This is a genomic window from Syntrophotalea acetylenivorans (assembly GCF_001887775.1).
Taxonomy (GTDB): Bacteria; Desulfobacterota; Desulfuromonadia; order Desulfuromonadales; family Syntrophotaleaceae; genus Syntrophotalea_A; species Syntrophotalea_A acetylenivorans.
Genome location: NZ_CP015519.1, coordinates 2,246,706 through 2,263,911, shown reverse-complemented (window position 1 = coordinate 2,263,911; position 17,206 = coordinate 2,246,706). Strand labels below are relative to the sequence as shown.

Below are 17,206 nucleotides of genomic sequence, written 5' to 3'. Positions count from 1 at the left end.
CGCAAATGGAAAATAAAGAAGGGTATGATGCGGGAAGCATCAAGGTTCTTGAAGGATTATCCGCAGTGCGTAAACGGCCGGCCATGTATATCGGTTCGACCGGTCCTCAAGGACTACATCATCTGGTTTACGAGGTGGTGGATAATTCCATCGACGAAAGCCTGGCCGGCCATTGTGACGAAGTTCTGGTAACGATCCATATTGATGGTTCGGTAACAGTGGAAGACAACGGTCGCGGTATTCCGGTCGATATGCATCCGACGCAGAAAAAGTCGGCGGCTGAGGTGGTCATGACCGTACTCCATGCCGGCGGAAAGTTCGACAGCGATTCCTACAAGGTTTCCGGCGGCTTACACGGAGTCGGTGTTTCCGTAGTCAATGCCTTATCTGAAAAAGTTGAGTTGGAAATTCGTCGTAATGGCCGCAAGTACCGGCAGAGCTATCACCGCGGCGTGCCTCAAAGTCCATTGTTGGAAGAAGGGGATACTGCCAAGCGCGGTACCAAGATAACCTTCTGGCCCGACGGGGAAATCTTCGAGACTACCGAATTTTCCTTTGAGGTGTTGTCCCGTCGATTGAGAGAACTGGCTTTTCTTAACGGTGGCGTCAAAATTTGTATTTCCGACGAACGTAGCGAAAAGGAACATGCTTTCCTCTACGAAGGTGGGATTATTTCCTTTGTCGAGTACCTTAATAGGGCCAAGACTCCCCTTCATTCCGAGCCGATTTACATCAAGGGCGAACGGGAAGGGGTGGAGATCGAGATTTCCATCCAGTACAACGACGGCTACGACGAAAAAGTTTTCTCCTTTGCCAACAATATCAATACCCACGAAGGAGGAACCCACCTTTTTGGTTTCAAGGCGGCTCTGACCCGCACCATGAATACCTATGCCACCGCTAACAATCTGTTGAAAAATGTTAAGGCTTCGGTTTCGGGCGATGATTTGCGCGAAGGCATGACCGCGGTTATTTCGGTTAAGGTTCCCGACCCCCAATTCGAAGGCCAAACCAAGACCAAACTCGGTAATTCGGAAATTAAGGGTTATGTCGAGTCGATGATGAATGAAAAACTGGCGGTCTACCTGGAGGAAAATCCGAAAACCGCCAGGAAAATTCTGGAAAAGGGCATCGAGGCGGCTCGGGCTCGTGAAGCAGCCCGCAAGGCCCGCGATCTGACCCGACGCAAGGGAGCCCTTGACGGTCTTTCCCTGCCGGGCAAACTGGCAGACTGTCAGGAAAAAGATCCGGCCCTGTGTGAAATTTATCTGGTGGAGGGTGACAGCGCCGGTGGTAGCGCTAAACAGGGTCGTGACCGACGTTTTCAGGCTATTTTGCCTTTGAAAGGTAAGATTCTCAATGTGGAGAAGGCCCGCTTCGACAAGATGCTGACCTCCAATGAAATTCGCACCTTGATCACCGCCATGGGCACCAGTATCGGCAAGGAAGACTTCAATATCGAGAAGGCCCGCTATCACCGTATTATCATCATGACCGATGCGGATGTCGACGGTTCCCATATTCGAACCCTGCTGCTGACCTTTTTCTTCCGGCAGATGCCCGAACTTATCGAGCGCGGCTTTCTTTACATCGCTCAACCTCCTCTTTATAAAGCCAAAAAGGGCAAGCAAGAGATCTACCTCAAGGACGAGGATGCGCTTCTCGAGCATCTGCTCAATATTGGCGTAGACAGCATGACCGTGCAGATGGAGAAGAGAGACAAGGTGTTGCGCGGCAAGCAGATTATTCCGACCCTTCGCAATATTATCGAATACAATCGACTGTTCGATAAGATTGTGAATAAGGGGGTCAACAGCGAAGTGCTGCGGATTTTCGTTGAAGGTCGCGTAGCCAACGGTTTTTCAGATTTGCTGGATCTTCAACCCTTGGTAGAAACTTTGCGGTCCGTCGAACCAAGGGCCACCTTCGAACTGTTGCAAGATCCGCAGAGAATCCTGTTTACTTTTGGAAATGTCCGTTCCCGTATTGACAAGCAGGTGCTGGAAACCCTTTCTTCTCACGAGTATCATCTGTTGCTGCAGGCGCACCGCCTGGTGGCTGATATCTGCTGTGACGAAAAGGCTTTTATCTCTAAGGAAGGGGATGAAGAAGCTACCGTGGCCAATCGTCAGGACCTGCTCAATTACTTCTTGGCTCGGGCTCGCAAGGGTATTTATATCCAACGTTACAAAGGTCTTGGTGAAATGAATCCCGATCAGTTATGGGAGACAACCATGGATCCGGAAAAACGAATTCTGCTTCAGGTGAAAATCGAGGATGTGGTAGAAGCCAACGAAATATTCACCGTATTGATGGGGGATCAGGTTGAACCCCGCCGTGAATTTATCGAAAACAATGCCCTCAACGTTGCCAATCTCGACGTATAACGAACGGGTGTAGGAATATACTATTTTACGGGGTTTGTCAGCAAACCCCCGGAGGATTTGGATGCTTTCGGAACAGAACAAGGTTAGCGTCAATATCGAAGACGAGATGCGCAAGTCCTATATGGACTATGCCATGAGTGTCATTATCGGCCGGGCTCTGCCCGACATCCGAGATGGTCTGAAGCCGGTCCATCGGCGGGTGTTGTTTGCCATGAACGAGCTGAATAACGACTATAACAAGCCGTATAAAAAATCGGCCCGTGTGGTCGGTGATGTCATCGGTAAGTATCACCCCCATGGCGACACGGCCGTGTATGACACCATCGTTCGCATGGCACAGGATTTTTCCATGCGCTATCCTCTGGTCGACGGCCAGGGAAATTTCGGTTCGGTGGATGGCGATTCGGCGGCGGCCATGCGTTATACCGAGGTGCGTATGGATCGCCTGGCCCATGAACTGCTGGCCGATCTGGAAAAAGAAACGGTCGACTTTGGCGAGAACTACGACGGCTCTCTGGAAGAACCCCTGGTGCTGCCTTGTAAGTTTCCCAACCTGCTGGTCAACGGTTCGGAGGGGATCGCCGTTGGTATGGCGACCAAGATACCGCCCCATAACTTGACCGAGGTTATCAACGCTCTAATTGCTGTCATTGACGATCCGACCCTGAGTTTTGAGGAACTGCTGAACCTGATTCCCGGCCCCGATTTCCCCACGGCGGGCTTCATTCTCGGAAGGGAAGGGATTAATCAGGCCTATCGCACCGGCCGTGGCATTATTCAGATGCGGGCCCGGGCTCTGGTGGAAAAGGACCGTCGCACCGGCCGCGAACGTATCGTGGTCACGGAAATACCTTTTCAGGTCAACAAGGCCCGGTTGATCGAAAAAATAGCGGATCTGATCAAAGATAAGAAAATTGAGGGAATATCCGATCTGCGTGACGAATCGGACCGGGACGGAATTCGCGTGGTGGTCGAGTTGAAAAAGGACATCATCCCCCAGGTGACCCTGAATCAGCTCTACAAAATGACCCCCATGCAGTCGTCTTTCGGCATCATCATGCTGGCTATTGTCTCCGGTCAGCCAAGAATTCTGTCTCTGCGCGAGGTGTTGGATCGATTCGTTGATCACCGCAAAGAAATTGTCACCCGCCGATGCATCTATGAACTTAAAAAAGCGGAAGCTCGAGCACATATTCTGGAAGGCCTTAAAATAGCTTTGGAAAACCTCGATGAGGTGATTGCTATTATCAAGGGTTCGAGCAGTCCCGCCGAAGCCAAGCAGCGTCTTATCGATCGTTTCTCTTTCACGGCTTTACAGACCCAGGCCATTCTCGATATGCGTCTGCATCGCTTAACCGGTCTCGAGCGGGAAAAAATCATTGCTGAGTACCAAGAAGTTATGGCCCAGATCGCCCGTCTCAAGGAAATTCTGGCCAGCGAGGTGGAAATCCTCAAGATTATCAAGCAGGAACTGGTCGATATCCGTGACCGCTTCGGCAATGATCGCCGTACTGAAATAATCGAAAAAACCGGTGAGCTTTCATTGGAGGACCTTATCACCGATGAGGAAATGGTGGTAACCGTCTCTCACAGCGGTTATATCAAGCGCAATGCCGTTTCGCTATATCGCGCTCAACGACGTGGTGGCAAGGGCAAGACCGGCATGCGTCCGAAGGAAGAGGATTTTGTCGAGCAGTTGTTTATCGCTTCGACTCATTCCTACATTCTGGTCTTCACCGATCTCGGCAAGGTTTATTGGCTGAAGGTTCACGAGATTCCTCAGGGTGGCCGGGCGGCTCGCGGCAAGGCGATCGTCAACCTGCTGCAGATGGCAAGCGGAGAGAATATTACCTCGATACTTCCGGTCAAGGAATTTACCGAAGGTAAGTTCATTATCACCGCCACTCAGAACGGTATCGTTAAAAAGACCGATTTGATGGCTTATGCCAATCCCCGCGTCGGCGGCATCATTGCCTTGACGATCGACGAGGGTGATCGCCTGGTGTCGACCCGTTTGTCCGACGGTTCTATGGATGTGCTGCTGGCAAGTCGCAACGGCAAGGCCATTCGTTTCGCCGAAAAGGACGTCCGGGCCATGGGTCGTACTTCCCGCGGTGTGCGGGGCATGCAGCTTGAGGGGGAAGACCGGTTGATCGGTATGGAAGTGGTTTCCGATGCCACATCTGCTACCCTGGTGACGGTTACTGAAAACGGTTACGGCAAGCGTACCGACCTCAATGAGTACCGGCTGCAGGGACGAGGCGGCAAGGGTATCATCACCATCAAGACCTCCGATCGCAACGGTCATGTTGTAGATATTAAGCTGATAAACGATGATTTCGATCTGATGTTTATTACCGACCGCGGCAAGGTACTGCGTACCGGCGTTTGCGATCTGTCCATTATCGGACGCAACACTCAAGGTGTTCGGTTGATGGTCCTGGAAAGCGACGAAAGGATCGTGGCGGTTGCAAAGCTGGCCGAAAAGGATGAGGCCGATGGAGATACAGAAACTGCAGAAGACGATTTTACTGGAGGAGAAGAAGCGCCGGAATAAGAATAAAGGCCGCTTTCAACTGCTGTTGGCGCTGAGCACGGCGATGGTGCTGATCAGTGCCGCAATAGCCCTGTACCATTGGAACTTTAACCGCATACCGCAGCGTCAATTCGATCGCGGCCAAGCATTGTTATTGCGGGGAGAATACAGCCGGGCCTATAGTAAATTTCGTCATCTGTACGAGCACCATCCACAATTCAGGTCTGCGCCGCAGGCCCTGTTGTTGGCCGGTGAAATCCTTCAGTTTAACCTCAACCAGGATCGTGAAGCGCTGCTGGCTTATCTGTTGGTAGAGCGAGATTATCCCGGCCATGAGGTCGAACGCAAAGCCCAACGCCGGGCAGCGGATATCTATAAATACCGCCTGGGTGAATATGACCGGGCATTGACTTCCTATCAAAAGTTGCTTGATGGTGGCAGTGATGGCGGCGAAGGGCTGCAGTATGAAATTGCCGACACCTATTTCAGGCAGAACAATTTTGAGCAGGCGCGCATCGAATTCGAAAGCCTGTTAAAGAATTATCCGCAGTGCGAACGCATCGCCGAGGTCCTGTTTCGCATCGCCTCCGCTTCGGCTCTCGAAGGCGCGTTAGAAGAGGCCGCCTTTGTTTATCAACGAGTGGTGGAAGAGTACCCTGACAGCCCTTTCTATCCGGAAGCATTGTACGGTCTCGCAGTGGTAAAAGAAGAGCGGGGAGAACTGCAGGCGGCTCTAACCTTGTTAAAAGAATTACAGGGAAGTTACCGGGAGGCAGATGTCCTGGAGAATCGAATTAAGCAGGTACGAAAGCGGATAAAAAAGAAACGCAAGGCCACGTAAGGAGAAAAAGGTTATGAATATTGGGGTAATAGGTGCTGGAAGTTGGGGAACAACCCTGGCGGACTTGTTAGCTAAACAGGGCCATTCCGTAATGCTGTGGGCCTATGAGCAGGATCTGGTCGACCGCATGCAGCAAACCCACATGAACGATCTCTATCTACCCAGTTTTACCCTCGATAACAACCTATCCTTTACAAGCGACTTGGTTGAAGCGGTTTCCGGTCGGGAAATGCTGCTGCTGGTTTCTCCGTCTCAGGTAATGCGTACAGTACTGCAAGAGGCGGAACCGCACATCGCTGCTGATACCCTTTTGGTCTCCGCGGCCAAAGGAGTTGAAAACAGCACCCTGATGATCATGTCGGAGGTCATTGAAGAAGTGCTTCCGGCAGAGAAGTGCCGGAGGCTCGCCTACCTTTCGGGTCCGACCTTTGCCCGGGAAGTGGCAGCCGAAATACCTACCGCACTGACTGTGGCCGCTGATTCAGAAGAGGTCGCCGTCTTTGTTCAGGATCTGTTCAGCTGCGACTATTTCCGGCTTTATCGTCAGGATGACGTCATCGGCGTGGAACTGGGTGGCGCCCTGAAAAACGTTATTGCTCTTGCGGCAGGGGTGTGTGACGGCCTCGGTTATGGCTATAATACCCGGGCGGCGGTCATTACCCGCGGCCTTGAAGAGATGACCCGTATAGGTCTGGCCAAGGGCGCCAAACGCTCCACCTTTTCCGGACTGGCCGGCATGGGGGACCTGGTGCTGACCTGCACCGGAGATCTGTCCCGCAACCGTACCGTCGGGCTGGAGATTGGTCGAGGACGCAAACTGGCCGAAATTCTCAAAGGGATGAAGATGGTGGCCGAAGGTGTCAAAACCACCCTCTCAGCTTATCAGCTTGCGCAAAAACTGGGTGTGGATGTGCCTATAATCGAGCAGATGTACTTGATTCTCAATGAAGACAAAGATCCGCGTACGGCTGTACGGGAACTGATGAAGCGCGAGTTGAAAGCGGAGTTTTCCGAATAATTAAAGGCTTTAGCCGAGGTGCTGGCGGTGAAAGCGATTCGGGTCATGACATATCATGTCCACCGCTGCCGCGGAGGGGACGGTCGAACTGATCCTGAGCGTATTGCCGAGGTTATACGGCAATCAGCCCCTGATCTCGTTGCTCTGCAGGATGTGAACAGCGAGGAGGACCCCGGCCAACTGGCCTATCTGGCTGAACAACTCGGCATGCAGAGTTTTGGTCAGAGTTGCACAGGCGGTAATGCCTTGCTGTCCCTGATTCCCCTTAAGGGGGTGCAAGAGTATCGACTGGCCAAGGCCGGCTGTTGCCAACGAGCTGACATCGATTTAGCCGGTCAGCGACTTTTCCTGTATAATCTACGCCTTGACACAGGCTTTTATCACTATCGACAACAGGTCCGTGCTCTGTTCGGACCCGAACTTCTGGGTCGTCACAGTGCCCAGTGCCCACAGTTGGTGATCGGCGACTTTGCCGACCCCTTGGCCGCCGCTTTGCTCTTTAACTGGGCTGGCTCCATGCGGCGTACGCCGACCCCTTTTTGGAGTGCCACCTACCCTGCGCGCCTTCCTCTGTTGGATCGGGACCGGGGTTATATGCGAGGCGGTTTGCGCATCCTCGATTGTTCCGTTTTGCATAGCTCTTTAGCGCGAGAAGCGTCGACTCATTTGCCAATTTCTTTCACTGTGCAGATGGCCGATCCCCGACTCTATCTGCGACTCGGAGGCCTGAAGAACCGCCGCATGGAGATTGCCCCGGGCTAAGGGGTTGTTGATTACTTTGGTCTTCCTGTGGAAAAGTCTGTGGACAGAGTTGATAAGTCCTCTTTTTTATAATAATACACCAGCTAATCAGGCCAATGTCCAGTCTACAAATGCGTAAAAAAGCAGTCCGAATCCTTGATAAACTCTATCAACTCTACACCGATGCTCATTGCGCCCTGCGTTACGATAGTCCTTTTCAGCTTCTGGTCGCGACCATTCTTTCAGCCCAATGTACCGATGTGCAGGTGAATAAGGTGACCTTGGGATTATTCGCTAAATACCCGAGTGTTCAGGACCTGGCCGAAGCAGATTTGTACGTTCTGGAAGGGGATATTCGCTCGACGGGTTTTTATCGAAACAAGGCCAAGAGTCTGCTCGGCTGCGCCCAAACATTAATAAGCCAATACAATGGCCAGGTCCCCCAAACGCTCTCCGAGCTGGTTCGATTGCCCGGCGTCGGGCGCAAAACAGCCAATGTGGTGCTGGGCAATGTTTTCGGTATTCCCGGTATGGTGGTCGATACCCATGTGAAGCGTTTGTCCCGGCGTTTTGCCTGGACCGATCAGCAGGACCCGGTAAAAATCGAACGGGACCTTTGTCAGCTTTTGCCTGAGAGACATTGGGTGCAGGCTTCTCATCTTTTGATATTCCATGGCCGCCAACTCTGCAAAGCCCCCATTCCCCTCTGTTCTCAATGCCCGTTGTTGAAAGAGTGTCCGCAGCGGGGCGTCGACCGGGCAAACTAGATTCCGTTTGAAAAAGAACCTTTTCCAAACGGAATCAGCGAATTCAAACGCGAAATGAAAATAAAACCAAAAGCGCCGGCCTGGAAAGGCCGGCGCTTTTGGTTTGTAGAGATGCGCTAATGATCAGAGATCTTCCATGTCGAGTTTGAAGAAATCTTGGGCGCTGGGCTGTTTGCTTTCAATGGCATAGTGAGTCGGCGCCGTACCGGAAGCGAAAGCTTCAAAAACCACATCCGAACCGTCTTCCGGGGCTAGCAGTCCTGTATCCGAATCGATGGGTCGGAATTCGATACCGTCCGGGACGGGAAAATGTTGACGGGGTAGGCTTTGAAGGGCCTCTTTCATGAATTCGACCCAGGCCGGGGCCGCTGCCCGGGAGCCGGTCTCCCTTTTGCCCAGCGAACGCTCCTGGTCGTAACCGATCCAGGAAACAGCAATCAATTGTGGAACGTAGCCGGCGAACCAGGCATCCTTCTGGTCGTTGGTGGTGCCGGTTTTGGCCGCAGCGGGTCGACCCAGGGCCTTGGCGCGAAAGCCGGTACCGTTTTGTACGACGCTCTCCATCAGGTTGGTGATCAGATAGGCCGTGTCCGGTGAAATAACCCGCTCGGAAGGGTTACGAATCAACTTCTGTTGGTCGTCCGCACCCTCAGGGAAATCGGCCGGGTCGACGGATTCCAGTACCTTGCCGTTACGATCGACCACCTTAGATATATAATTGGGGGTAAAGCGGACTCCACCATTGGCGAACACGCTGTAGGCTGTTGCCAATTCCAAAGGAGAAATGGCCGAAGAGCCGAGGGCCAGAGTCAGGTCAGCGGCAAGGGGCGATTCAATCCCGAGCTTTTTCGCATAACCGATGGCATATCGGACACCGATATCCTGGAGAATCTTGATGGTAACAACATTGTATGAGCGAGCCAGAGCCCGGCGCAGAGAAGTCGGGCCGGAAAAGGATCCCCGGTAGTTTTTCGGTTTCCACTCCTTCTCTTGCCCCTGTTCCCCTTTTTCCCGATAGATAAGCGGGGTGTCGAGGACAATCGTCGCCGGGGTGTAGCCTTTGTCGAGGGCGGCGGCATAGATGAGGGGTTTGAAAGCCGATCCGGGCAAGCGTTTGGCTTGAATGGCCCGATTGAACTGGCTTTGACTGAAATCGTACCCTCCGACCATAGCCTTGACCTCGCCGGAGCGCGGGTCAAGGGCGACCATTGCGCCCTGAGCTTGCGGTTCCTGAGCGAGAGCCAGGTCAAGCTTTCCATCCTTTTGATGGCGAACCACCTCGACTAGCAAGACAGATCCGACAGGCATTTGGACACGTTTCTTGTTGCTGTCGATCTTAACGGGCTGACCCTCGGCGACGATCTTAAGATTGCCGGCCCAGGAAAGGTCCTTACGAGGAATGAACCCGGTGAAGGAACCGATTCGCACCACCAGCTCTTTTTTATCTCCTTTGATCAGAAGGCCTTCGAGACGTTCCCCGACCGGTGGCGCCTCGGGCCAGGTGGTGTTCTGTTCTGCAAGAAACAGTTCCTGTTCTTGTTTGTCGAGAATGCGCAGCGGGCCGCGGTAACCCTGGCGCCGGTCATGGTTGCGTAGATTGTTTCGCACCGCCTGCTGTGCAGCTTGCTGCATGGCCAGATTCATCGTGGTGTGAACTTCCAGCCCCCCCGTAAGGGTCAGATCGCTGCCGAACGTTTTTTCCAGATAACGGCGAACCTGCTCAGTAAAATAGGCGGCGCCGGGAATCTGTGGTTTGCTCCGCGGGAGAATAACCAGCTCTTCGCTCAGGGCCTGGATGGCATCTTCGGCTGGTATATAGCCCTCCTGAGTCATTCGCTCCAGCACATACCGTTGGCGATCTTTGGCTTTCTTCAGGTGGCGGTAGGGTGAATAACGGCTTGGAGCCTGGGGCAGACCGGCCAGTATGGCGCATTCGGCCAAGCTCAGGTCCTCAACATTTTTTGCAAAATAGTTTTCCGCCGCTGCCTGAACACCATAGGCACCGTGACCGAGATAGATCTGGTTGAGATAGAGATAAAGAATCTCTTCCTTGGTCAGGTGTTTTTCCATGCGCCAGGCCAGAATCGCTTCTTTGAACTTGCGGGAAAACTTCCGTTCCGGCGTCAACAGCAGGCTCTTGGCGACCTGCTGAGTGATGGTCGATCCGCCTTGAACGATACCGCCGGCGCGGATGTTTTTCAGAGCCGCACGGGCAATGGATTCTAAATCCAGACCCTTATGCTGAAAAAATTTGGCATCTTCGGCGGCCACAAAGGCTTCGATCAATTGTCGCGGCATGGTTGAGACGGGGACCAGGATGCGTCGTTCTCGATATAGCTCGGCGATCAGCGAGCCGTCGTCACCGAGAATGCGGGTGATCACCGGTGGCTTGTAATCGGCGAGCGTTTCAACCTTGGGCAGTCGGGCCGAGACATAGAGGTAGGCGCCGAGAAGGCAGACGATCATGGTAACCAGCAGGCCGCCGGTGATCAGCAGCAGTATGCGCAAAAGCTTAGAAGGGGACATGGGGATAAGTGTGCTCCTTGGAGATGAAAGTACTTGTTTTATAACATAGTTGAGCCCGTGGATAAATCCTTTTGCCGCTAGAAGAGGATTGACTTTGGCCGGGAGCTATGTTACCCAAACACGAGCAGGTGCCGAGGAGGACCGAATGAGTATAAACAGGCAGGGATATCGTTGTCCGGCGGCAGCGCGTGAACTAAACGCGGCGGCCGGGTTCCGCGCTGTCCATCGTTTTGCTGCCTGATATTCGATATCGATAAACAGTCAGTAAGGCCATGGGCGTGTTGAGCTCGTGGTCTTTTTTGTTTCGGAGTGCTGTTTCGCTGTTGCGGGCAGGTCCGTTATCAGGGGGAGAGAGGGAAGGATGCGCAACAATATCGTTCATATCGGAGCCGGTGAGCTGGTTTACGAAATTCGCGCTATCGTCGAAATTGCCGATAAGCTGCAGCAGATGGGCATCAAAACCAACATGGAGAATATCGGCGACCCCATTGCCAAGGGTGAAAAAATTCCCCAATGGATGAAGGAAGTGGTTGCCGACCTGGTCATGCAGGATTGTTCCTACGGTTACAGCCCGACCCGGGGCGTGCTGGAGACCCGCCAGTTTTTGGCTGAGCAGACCAACCGGCGGGGCAAGACCCAGATCACCGCTGACGACATCATGTTTTTCAACGGTCTCGGCGACGCGATTCAGAAGGTCTACGGCTTTCTGCGCCGTGAAGCGCGCATCATCGGTCCCACCCCGACCTATTCCACCCACTCCTCCGCTGAGGCCGCCCATGCCGGCACCAAGCCGATCTCTTATCGCCTTGATCCGGACAACCATTGGTATCCCGACCTGGACGATCTGCGTCTGTCCGTTAAATACAATCCGAGTATCTCCGGTATTCTTATCATTAATCCGGACAATCCTACCGGCGCCGTCTATCCAGAACGCATTCTGCAGGAGATGATCGCCATCGCCCGCGAATACGATCTGTTTATCATCTGCGATGAGGTCTATCACAATATTGTTTTTAACGGCACATCGACCAAGCCGATCTCCGATATCATCGGCGAGGTGCCGGCCCTGGCTCTTAAGGGGATCAGCAAGGAAGTACCCTGGCCCGGTGCCCGTTGCGGTTGGATGGAGGTCTACAATGCCGACAAGGACCCGGTGTTCCAGCAGTACGTGAAGAGCATTCTCGACGCCAAGATGGTCGAGGTCTGTTCCACCACTCTGCCGCAAAAGGCCATACCGCGGCTGCTCAGCCATCCTCAGTATCCGGTCTATCTGAAAGAGCGCAAGGACCGTTACGAAAAATTCTCCAACATCGCTGTTGAAATGTTGCAAGGGATACCCGGCATCAAGGTTAATCGTACCAACGGCGCTTTCTATATGAGCGTCGTCTTTAAAAAAGGTCAGCTCAGCGACTGTCAGAGCTTGCCCATCGAGATCGACGAGGTGCGCACGCTGGTTGAGGGGTTAGTGGCTGAGCCGAAAGTCGCTCTCGACAAACGTTTTGTCTATTATCTTCTGGCCTCGACCGGTATTTGCGTGGTGCCCTTGTCGTCTTTCTGCACTATGGAACAGGGGATTCGCATTACCCTTCTTGAAAGGGACGAGCAGGAATTCAAACACATCTTCCAGACCCTTGGCGAAAGCATAACGGCCTACCTGAACAGCTGACCTGTGATGGAACAACCCGGCCGGCGGGAAAAAAGTGCATCATTAACAAACGAGGGTAGTAGTAATAAGAACACCAGTTTTGGTCTAATTCATATACATTCGAATTATTGACGGGTACGGCCTGATATTGATCTTTTATCGAGGGGCTTGAGGAAGGAAACAGCGAAATCATATGGATGAGCAGTTTTTGCCCGTAGCACTGGCGACCTTACAGTTTGAAAAAGCCGCACCCTGTGATCTTTATCGCAGTATTCGTGATGATAAATATGTCTTTTTTGCCAAAAAGGGTGTGTTGTTCGACAGGGCCACGCGAGATCGGGTTATTGCCAGCGGTGCCGACCTGCTCTACATTCGCGAAGAAGAGAGCGCCCTTTATAATTCCTACCTGAAAGAGACGCTGGTCTCCATCGTCACCGATCCTGCGGTGACTTCAGACAAAAAGGCCGCCGCAGTCCATACCGCTTGTCTCCAGACTCTGCAACGGGCCTTTGAAGAGCCGCGCGCGGTCTTTCTTGGGCAGGCCTGTGAAATTCTGGAACCCACAGTCAATCTCATTGTCTCGGACGATCAGGCAACCAAACATCTGATACATCTCACCACCTATGATCACAGCACCTATGTTCATTCAACCAATGTCGGTATTTTCAGTATAGCTCTGGCAAGAATCTTGTTTAGTGGCGACAGTCAGCATGATATGCAGGCCTTGGGAGCCGGGTTTTTTCTACACGATCTCGGCAAATGCAAAATCCCCATCGATATTCTTAATAAGCCCGGCATGTTGACGGACGAGGAGCGGGAGATTGTCAATCAACACGTTCTGGATGGTTATCAAATGGTGGAGAGCAGTGGTTTGATGACTGACGAGGCACGAACTATTATTCTCCAGCATCACGAGCGGGACGACGGCAGGGGTTACCCCAATCAGAAGAGAGCCGATGAGATTCATCCTTATGCCCGGATTTGTCGGCTGGCCGATATTTATGAAGCCCTGACGGCAGACCGACCCTATCATAACAGCCGTTCCTCCTTTGAAGCCCTCAAGTTTATGAAAGAACATGTGATAAGCGGTCCGGACGAACAAGTTTTTGCCGGTTTCGTTAAACTCTTTCTGGCTTGAACTCCTCGCAGGTGATAGATTTTGAACCGGGCCGAGGGGTAATTTCAGTTTGACTTCCCATAACCGCTATGATACCTAAAGTGGGTTGTTTACACTTTAGCTGCTGACAGCTGGATCTGAGACGGACTTAATGGCAGAAGAACGGCAGCAATTGTATAAATCGTTGGGGTTTCTGTCCACTCTGGGCATTTCCATGGTGGCCGCGACGCTTATCGGTCTGGCCATAGGGTATTACCTGGATCAACGGTTAGGAACGTCCCCCTGGATGACGATGCTGTTTCTAGGGTTTGGAATTGCGGCCGGTTTCCGCAACCTCTTCTATCTCGTCAACCGGGAACTGAAACGCCAGCAGCGCGAGGAAGAGAAAAAAGATGCAGGATCCTGATGATCTCCTGCCGGAAGTGCTTTGCCGGCGTAGCTGGATGCTTTGGTTCGGCTTGACTCTGATCAGTTTGCTGTGGCAATCGAAGGCGGTTTTTTTCGGTGTTGCCGCAGGCGGCCTGGTTTCCATCGGCGGTTTTTACTGGTTGCGCTGGACTCTGGGCCGGTTGCTGGCCGAAGCTGCTAAGCAGAAGCCGAGTACCCATTTATATTCCCTGTTGTTGCGACTGCTGGTACTTGCAGTGTTGTTGTTTCTATTGATCGGTCCCGCACAGCTCTCTACGCCGGCTTTGGCGGTGGGGCTTTCGGTTGTGGTGTTTAATATCCTGGGGCTTGCCCTGGAACGAATTATTAAAGGCAGGATCTGTATCTCATGACACATCCCTTTCTGTTTTTTCAGTGGCTGGTCGAGAAACTGAAGTTTGGTTATACATCGGAGCAACTGGCCGATTTCGGCTATTTCAATCATGTGACCTACGCTTGGGCGACCATGGCGATCCTGATCCTGGCCGGTTTTCTCGCCTCCAGACGCCTGCAGAAGGACCCTAAGGGTTTTCAGAACTTCATGGAGGTGGTTCTCGAGCAGATCGAGCGATTGATCGGTGAAACCATGGGCTCCGAGGGGAGGGCTTTTTTCCCGGTGGTTGCCACCCTGGCGCTGTTTATCCTGGTTTCAAACCTGATAGCCTTGATTCCTGGCTTTATGCCGCCGACCGCCAACCCCAATACCAATTTAGCGTTGGCCCTGGTGGTTTTTCTCCTGACCCACGCCATCGGCTTTAAAAAGCACGGCCTGTCTTACATCAAGCACTTTACCGGTCCCATCTGGTGGCTGATACCCTTGATGCTGCCTATTGAGATTATCGGTCATCTTGCCCGGCCCGTATCCCTCACATTGCGTCTGTTTGGCAATATGTACGGCCATGAGGTGGTGTTGATGGTTTTCCTCTCTCTGGCGCCGGCTATTGTGCCGATTCCAATGATGTTGATGGGGATTTTGGTTGCGTTTATCCAGGCCTTTGTCTTTACTCTGCTGTCCATGATTTATTTTGCCGGTGCTTTGGAAGAAGCCCATTAAATCCCCGAACAGGGAAAGTTGCTGGCCCGTGATTGGGCCGAAGCGATAGTGTTGTCACATTCTAAAAAGGAGTAGCAAACATGGATTACTTTACTTGGTGTATCATTACAGCCGGAGCAGCTATGACTCTTGGTGTGGTCCCCACTGCCCTCAGCCAGGGGATGGCCCTCAAAAGCGCTCTAGAGGGCGTAGCCCGCAATCCAAACGCCAGCGGCAAGGTTCTGACCACGATGCTGATTGGTCTGGCGATGATTGAGTCCCTGGCTATCTACGTCTTCGTTGTGGCCATGATCGTGCTGGTCGCCAACCCCTTCACTGACAAAGTGTTGCAAATGTTGGGTGCAGCGCACTAAAAGCGTTGATTAAAATGAATGGCACGGGGTGAATCCATTATAGGATTCACCCCGTTTTTTTTGGCCCGGCCGTTATAAAACTTTCGAATTTCCCTCCCGAAGACCTCCACTGGGACCCCGGTGAGAAGGCTAGTCATGAAAATCATAGATATCAGCGTGCCCTTGAACGAAACCCTGCCGGTCTTTCCCGGCGACCCTCCCCTGGTCCTGGCCCAACAGGGCGGAGCCTTTGCTGTTAGTTCACTATCTTTAGCCAGCCACAGCGGGACTCATCTCGATTTACCGGGGCATCTCGGGTTGGACGGCCCAAGTGTTGTGGATCTACCCCTAGAGCAGATGATAGGTCCCTGTCAGGTATGGGACCTGAGCGAGCATCGCGGTCCTATTGACGAAGCGCTTCTGGCTCGCCGACCAGAGCCCGTCGGACCGAAGGTTTTACTTCGCACCGGCAACTCCCGTCTCTGGCAGGAAAAAACCTTCTGTGCTGACTATCAGGCTTTGACGGCTGATGGCGCCGCCTGGTTGATTTCCCGGGGCGTCAGGCTGATCGGTATCGATTACCTGTCCATCGAGGCGCCCAGTGGGGATGGAACCGTTCATCGACTGCTACTGGAAGCAGGTCTGATAATCCTCGAAGGGCTAGACTTGAGAGGAGTAAGCGCCGGTAGCTACGAGTTGATCTGCCTGCCCCTGAAACTCGCCAGTTGCGACGGGGCTCCCTGCCGGGCCGTGCTTCGCAGTCTCTGAGACATCCACCATTCCCCTGGAGATGGTGATATACTCAAAAGAGAGCCTGCGAACAGCGATATAGGGAGGCAAGTATGCAAAAAGACGTGAGAAAGTTTGGCAACAGTGACAAGCGCGGGCGCGTCAATACAAGCAACGATCCTTATCTGGATCAGGCTGGTTTGCCGGAACCTGCCCTCTGTTCGGAATGTGGTGCCGTCTATCGTAAAAAACGCTGGTTTTTTGATAACGAAGAGGCGGCCCTGCTGAAGCGGGATGCTGCCACCCGGAATGTGGTTTGTCCCGGCTGCCGCAAGATCAAAGACCGTTACGCCGAAGGGTTTGTTTCTTTGCGCGGGGCCTACCTGTGGCAGCACGAAGCGGAAATTCGCAGCATGCTGCGTAACGAAGAGCATAAGGCCATGGCTAAAAACCCCCTGAGTCGGATCATCAGTATGGAACGCTCGGCGGATGATATGCTCATCGAGACGACGGAAGAGAAACTCGCTGAGCATCTGGGGCGGGCGTTGCACAAGGCTCATCAAGGTGATTTGAAGGTCACTTGGGCCGATGATCATGCGGTCTGTCGGGTGGATTGGCGTCGAGATGCCTAAGTTGATAGTGCCACAAGATTCTACCGCAGGCGGTTACCGATTGTTGGAACATACGGCTGATATGGGCATCGAGGCATGGGCTGATTCTCTCGATGCCCTCTTTATCGCCGCTGCTCGGGGCTTGCAGGAGATCCTTTTCGGGCCAAACGGTTTGCCGGTGGGCCACCAGCAGCTGAAAGTGGAGCTTCAAGCCGGAGATGAAGAAGAGTTATTGGTCGCCTGGCTGGGGGAGATTCTCTTTCTGGTTGAACAACGGGGTTTTTGCCCCGTATTTTTTGTTATTGAAGAGATAGGACGGCAGACACTAAAAGGCTCGGTGGTCGGCCGATATCAACAGGAAGGGACCAGCCCGCTACGTGAGGTCAAAGCGGTTACTTACCACCTTCTGCGCGTGCTTCATCGAGATAACCGTTGGCAGGCGCGAGTTTATCTTGACCTTTAACCGATTGAAAGCG

General features: G+C 52.9%; 16 protein-coding genes. 15 read left to right on the top strand and 1 reads right to left on the bottom strand.

Annotated features, from left to right (window positions below):
• Positions 1–5: 5 nt before the first annotated feature.
• From gyrB to nth, 6 genes are all read left to right on the top strand, one after another.
• Positions 6–2,387 (top strand): DNA topoisomerase (ATP-hydrolyzing) subunit B, encoded by a 2,382-nt coding sequence (gyrB, locus tag A7E78_RS10390; RefSeq protein ID WP_145924944.1) that lies wholly within the window; start codon positions 6–8, stop codon positions 2,385–2,387.
• A 61-nt stretch (positions 2,388–2,448) separates the two neighbouring features.
• Positions 2,449–4,944, top strand: a complete 2,496-nt coding sequence (gyrA, locus tag A7E78_RS10385; RefSeq protein ID WP_072284165.1) for a DNA gyrase subunit A — start codon at positions 2,449–2,451, stop codon at positions 4,942–4,944.
• Positions 4,886–5,764, top strand: a complete 879-nt coding sequence (locus A7E78_RS10380; protein ID WP_072284164.1) for a tetratricopeptide repeat protein — start codon at positions 4,886–4,888, stop codon at positions 5,762–5,764. Before gyrA ends, A7E78_RS10380 begins: the two co-directional genes overlap by 59 nt.
• Before the next feature lie 13 nt (positions 5,765–5,777).
• A complete protein-coding gene (locus tag A7E78_RS10375; protein ID WP_072284162.1) occupies positions 5,778–6,782 on the top strand; it encodes an NAD(P)H-dependent glycerol-3-phosphate dehydrogenase in 1,005 nt (334 codons plus the stop codon).
• 45 nt (positions 6,783–6,827) lie between these two features.
• Entirely contained in the window at positions 6,828–7,544 is a 717-nt protein-coding gene (locus tag A7E78_RS10370) for an endonuclease/exonuclease/phosphatase family protein (RefSeq protein WP_145924887.1), read from the top strand.
• A gap of 110 nt (positions 7,545–7,654) precedes the next feature.
• Positions 7,655–8,290: an endonuclease III gene (gene nth, locus A7E78_RS10365; RefSeq protein ID WP_235606733.1), complete on the top strand. Its 636-nt coding sequence runs from the start codon at positions 7,655–7,657 to the stop codon at positions 8,288–8,290.
• Between the two features lie 123 nt (positions 8,291–8,413).
• Here nth and A7E78_RS10360 read toward each other — a convergent pair whose 3' ends face one another.
• Positions 8,414–10,816 (bottom strand): penicillin-binding protein 1A, encoded by a 2,403-nt coding sequence (locus A7E78_RS10360; RefSeq protein WP_072284157.1) that lies wholly within the window; start codon positions 10,814–10,816, stop codon positions 8,414–8,416.
• Positions 10,817–11,177: 361 nt separating this feature from the next.
• On the opposite strand from A7E78_RS10360, the gene A7E78_RS10355 reads away from it, so the two are divergent.
• The 9 genes from A7E78_RS10355 to A7E78_RS10315 all read left to right on the top strand — a co-directional run bounded on the left by A7E78_RS10355 (position 11,178) and on the right by A7E78_RS10315 (position 17,193).
• A complete protein-coding gene (locus A7E78_RS10355; protein WP_072284156.1) occupies positions 11,178–12,482 on the top strand; it encodes a pyridoxal phosphate-dependent aminotransferase in 1,305 nt (434 codons plus the stop codon).
• A gap of 172 nt (positions 12,483–12,654) precedes the next feature.
• Positions 12,655–13,599, top strand: coding sequence for an HD-GYP domain-containing protein (locus A7E78_RS10350; protein WP_072284154.1), 945 nt, complete (start codon positions 12,655–12,657; stop codon positions 13,597–13,599).
• Between the two features lie 130 nt (positions 13,600–13,729).
• Entirely contained in the window at positions 13,730–13,984 is a 255-nt protein-coding gene (locus A7E78_RS10345; RefSeq protein ID WP_072284153.1) for an AtpZ/AtpI family protein, read from the top strand.
• A complete protein-coding gene (locus A7E78_RS10340) occupies positions 13,971–14,357 on the top strand; it encodes an ATP synthase subunit I (RefSeq protein WP_072284152.1) in 387 nt (128 codons plus the stop codon). Before A7E78_RS10345 ends, A7E78_RS10340 begins: the two co-directional genes overlap by 14 nt.
• Positions 14,354–15,058 carry a F0F1 ATP synthase subunit A gene (gene atpB, locus A7E78_RS10335; protein WP_072284151.1) on the top strand — a complete coding sequence of 235 codons (705 nt, stop codon included), beginning with the start codon at positions 14,354–14,356 and terminating at the stop codon, positions 15,056–15,058. The genes A7E78_RS10340 and atpB overlap by 4 nt, the downstream gene beginning before the upstream one ends.
• Before the next feature lie 80 nt (positions 15,059–15,138).
• Positions 15,139–15,411: an ATP synthase subunit c family protein gene (locus tag A7E78_RS10330; RefSeq protein WP_072284149.1), complete on the top strand. Its 273-nt coding sequence runs from the start codon at positions 15,139–15,141 to the stop codon at positions 15,409–15,411.
• 135 nt (positions 15,412–15,546) lie between these two features.
• Entirely contained in the window at positions 15,547–16,158 is a 612-nt protein-coding gene (locus tag A7E78_RS10325) for a cyclase family protein (RefSeq protein ID WP_072284148.1), read from the top strand.
• A gap of 74 nt (positions 16,159–16,232) precedes the next feature.
• Entirely contained in the window at positions 16,233–16,751 is a 519-nt protein-coding gene (locus A7E78_RS10320; protein ID WP_072284147.1) for a BCAM0308 family protein, read from the top strand.
• On the top strand, positions 16,744–17,193 hold the full coding sequence (locus A7E78_RS10315) for an archease (protein WP_072284146.1): 450 nt from the start codon (positions 16,744–16,746) through the stop codon (positions 17,191–17,193). The genes A7E78_RS10320 and A7E78_RS10315 overlap by 8 nt, the downstream gene beginning before the upstream one ends.
• The last annotated feature ends 13 nt before the right edge of the window (positions 17,194–17,206 follow it).

Excerpts from the sequence above, each read along its gene's own strand:
- A7E78_RS10325 (WP_072284148.1), top strand. The coding sequence starts at position 15,547 with ATGAAAATCATAGATATCAGCGTGCCCTTGAACGAAACCCTGCCGGTC.
- A7E78_RS10350 (WP_072284154.1), top strand. The coding sequence starts at position 12,655 with ATGGATGAGCAGTTTTTGCCCGTAGCACTGGCGACCTTACAGTTTGAA.
- A7E78_RS10320 (WP_072284147.1), top strand. The coding sequence starts at position 16,233 with ATGCAAAAAGACGTGAGAAAGTTTGGCAACAGTGACAAGCGCGGGCGC.
- nth (WP_235606733.1), top strand. The coding sequence starts at position 7,655 with ATGCGTAAAAAAGCAGTCCGAATCCTTGATAAACTCTATCAACTCTAC.
- A7E78_RS10370 (WP_145924887.1), top strand. The coding sequence starts at position 6,828 with ATGACATATCATGTCCACCGCTGCCGCGGAGGGGACGGTCGAACTGAT.
- gyrB (WP_145924944.1), top strand. The coding sequence starts at position 6 with ATGGAAAATAAAGAAGGGTATGATGCGGGAAGCATCAAGGTTCTTGAA.
- A7E78_RS10375 (WP_072284162.1), top strand. The coding sequence starts at position 5,778 with ATGAATATTGGGGTAATAGGTGCTGGAAGTTGGGGAACAACCCTGGCG.
- gyrA (WP_072284165.1), top strand. The coding sequence starts at position 2,449 with ATGCTTTCGGAACAGAACAAGGTTAGCGTCAATATCGAAGACGAGATG.
- A7E78_RS10380 (WP_072284164.1), top strand. The coding sequence starts at position 4,886 with ATGGAGATACAGAAACTGCAGAAGACGATTTTACTGGAGGAGAAGAAG.
- A7E78_RS10330 (WP_072284149.1), top strand. The coding sequence starts at position 15,139 with ATGGATTACTTTACTTGGTGTATCATTACAGCCGGAGCAGCTATGACT.
- A7E78_RS10345 (WP_072284153.1), top strand. The coding sequence starts at position 13,730 with ATGGCAGAAGAACGGCAGCAATTGTATAAATCGTTGGGGTTTCTGTCC.
- atpB (WP_072284151.1), top strand. The coding sequence starts at position 14,354 with ATGACACATCCCTTTCTGTTTTTTCAGTGGCTGGTCGAGAAACTGAAG.
- A7E78_RS10315 (WP_072284146.1), top strand. The coding sequence starts at position 16,744 with ATGCCTAAGTTGATAGTGCCACAAGATTCTACCGCAGGCGGTTACCGA.
- A7E78_RS10360 (WP_072284157.1), bottom strand. The coding sequence starts at position 10,816 with ATGTCCCCTTCTAAGCTTTTGCGCATACTGCTGCTGATCACCGGCGGC.
- A7E78_RS10340 (WP_072284152.1), top strand. The coding sequence starts at position 13,971 with ATGCAGGATCCTGATGATCTCCTGCCGGAAGTGCTTTGCCGGCGTAGC.
- A7E78_RS10355 (WP_072284156.1), top strand. The coding sequence starts at position 11,178 with ATGCGCAACAATATCGTTCATATCGGAGCCGGTGAGCTGGTTTACGAA.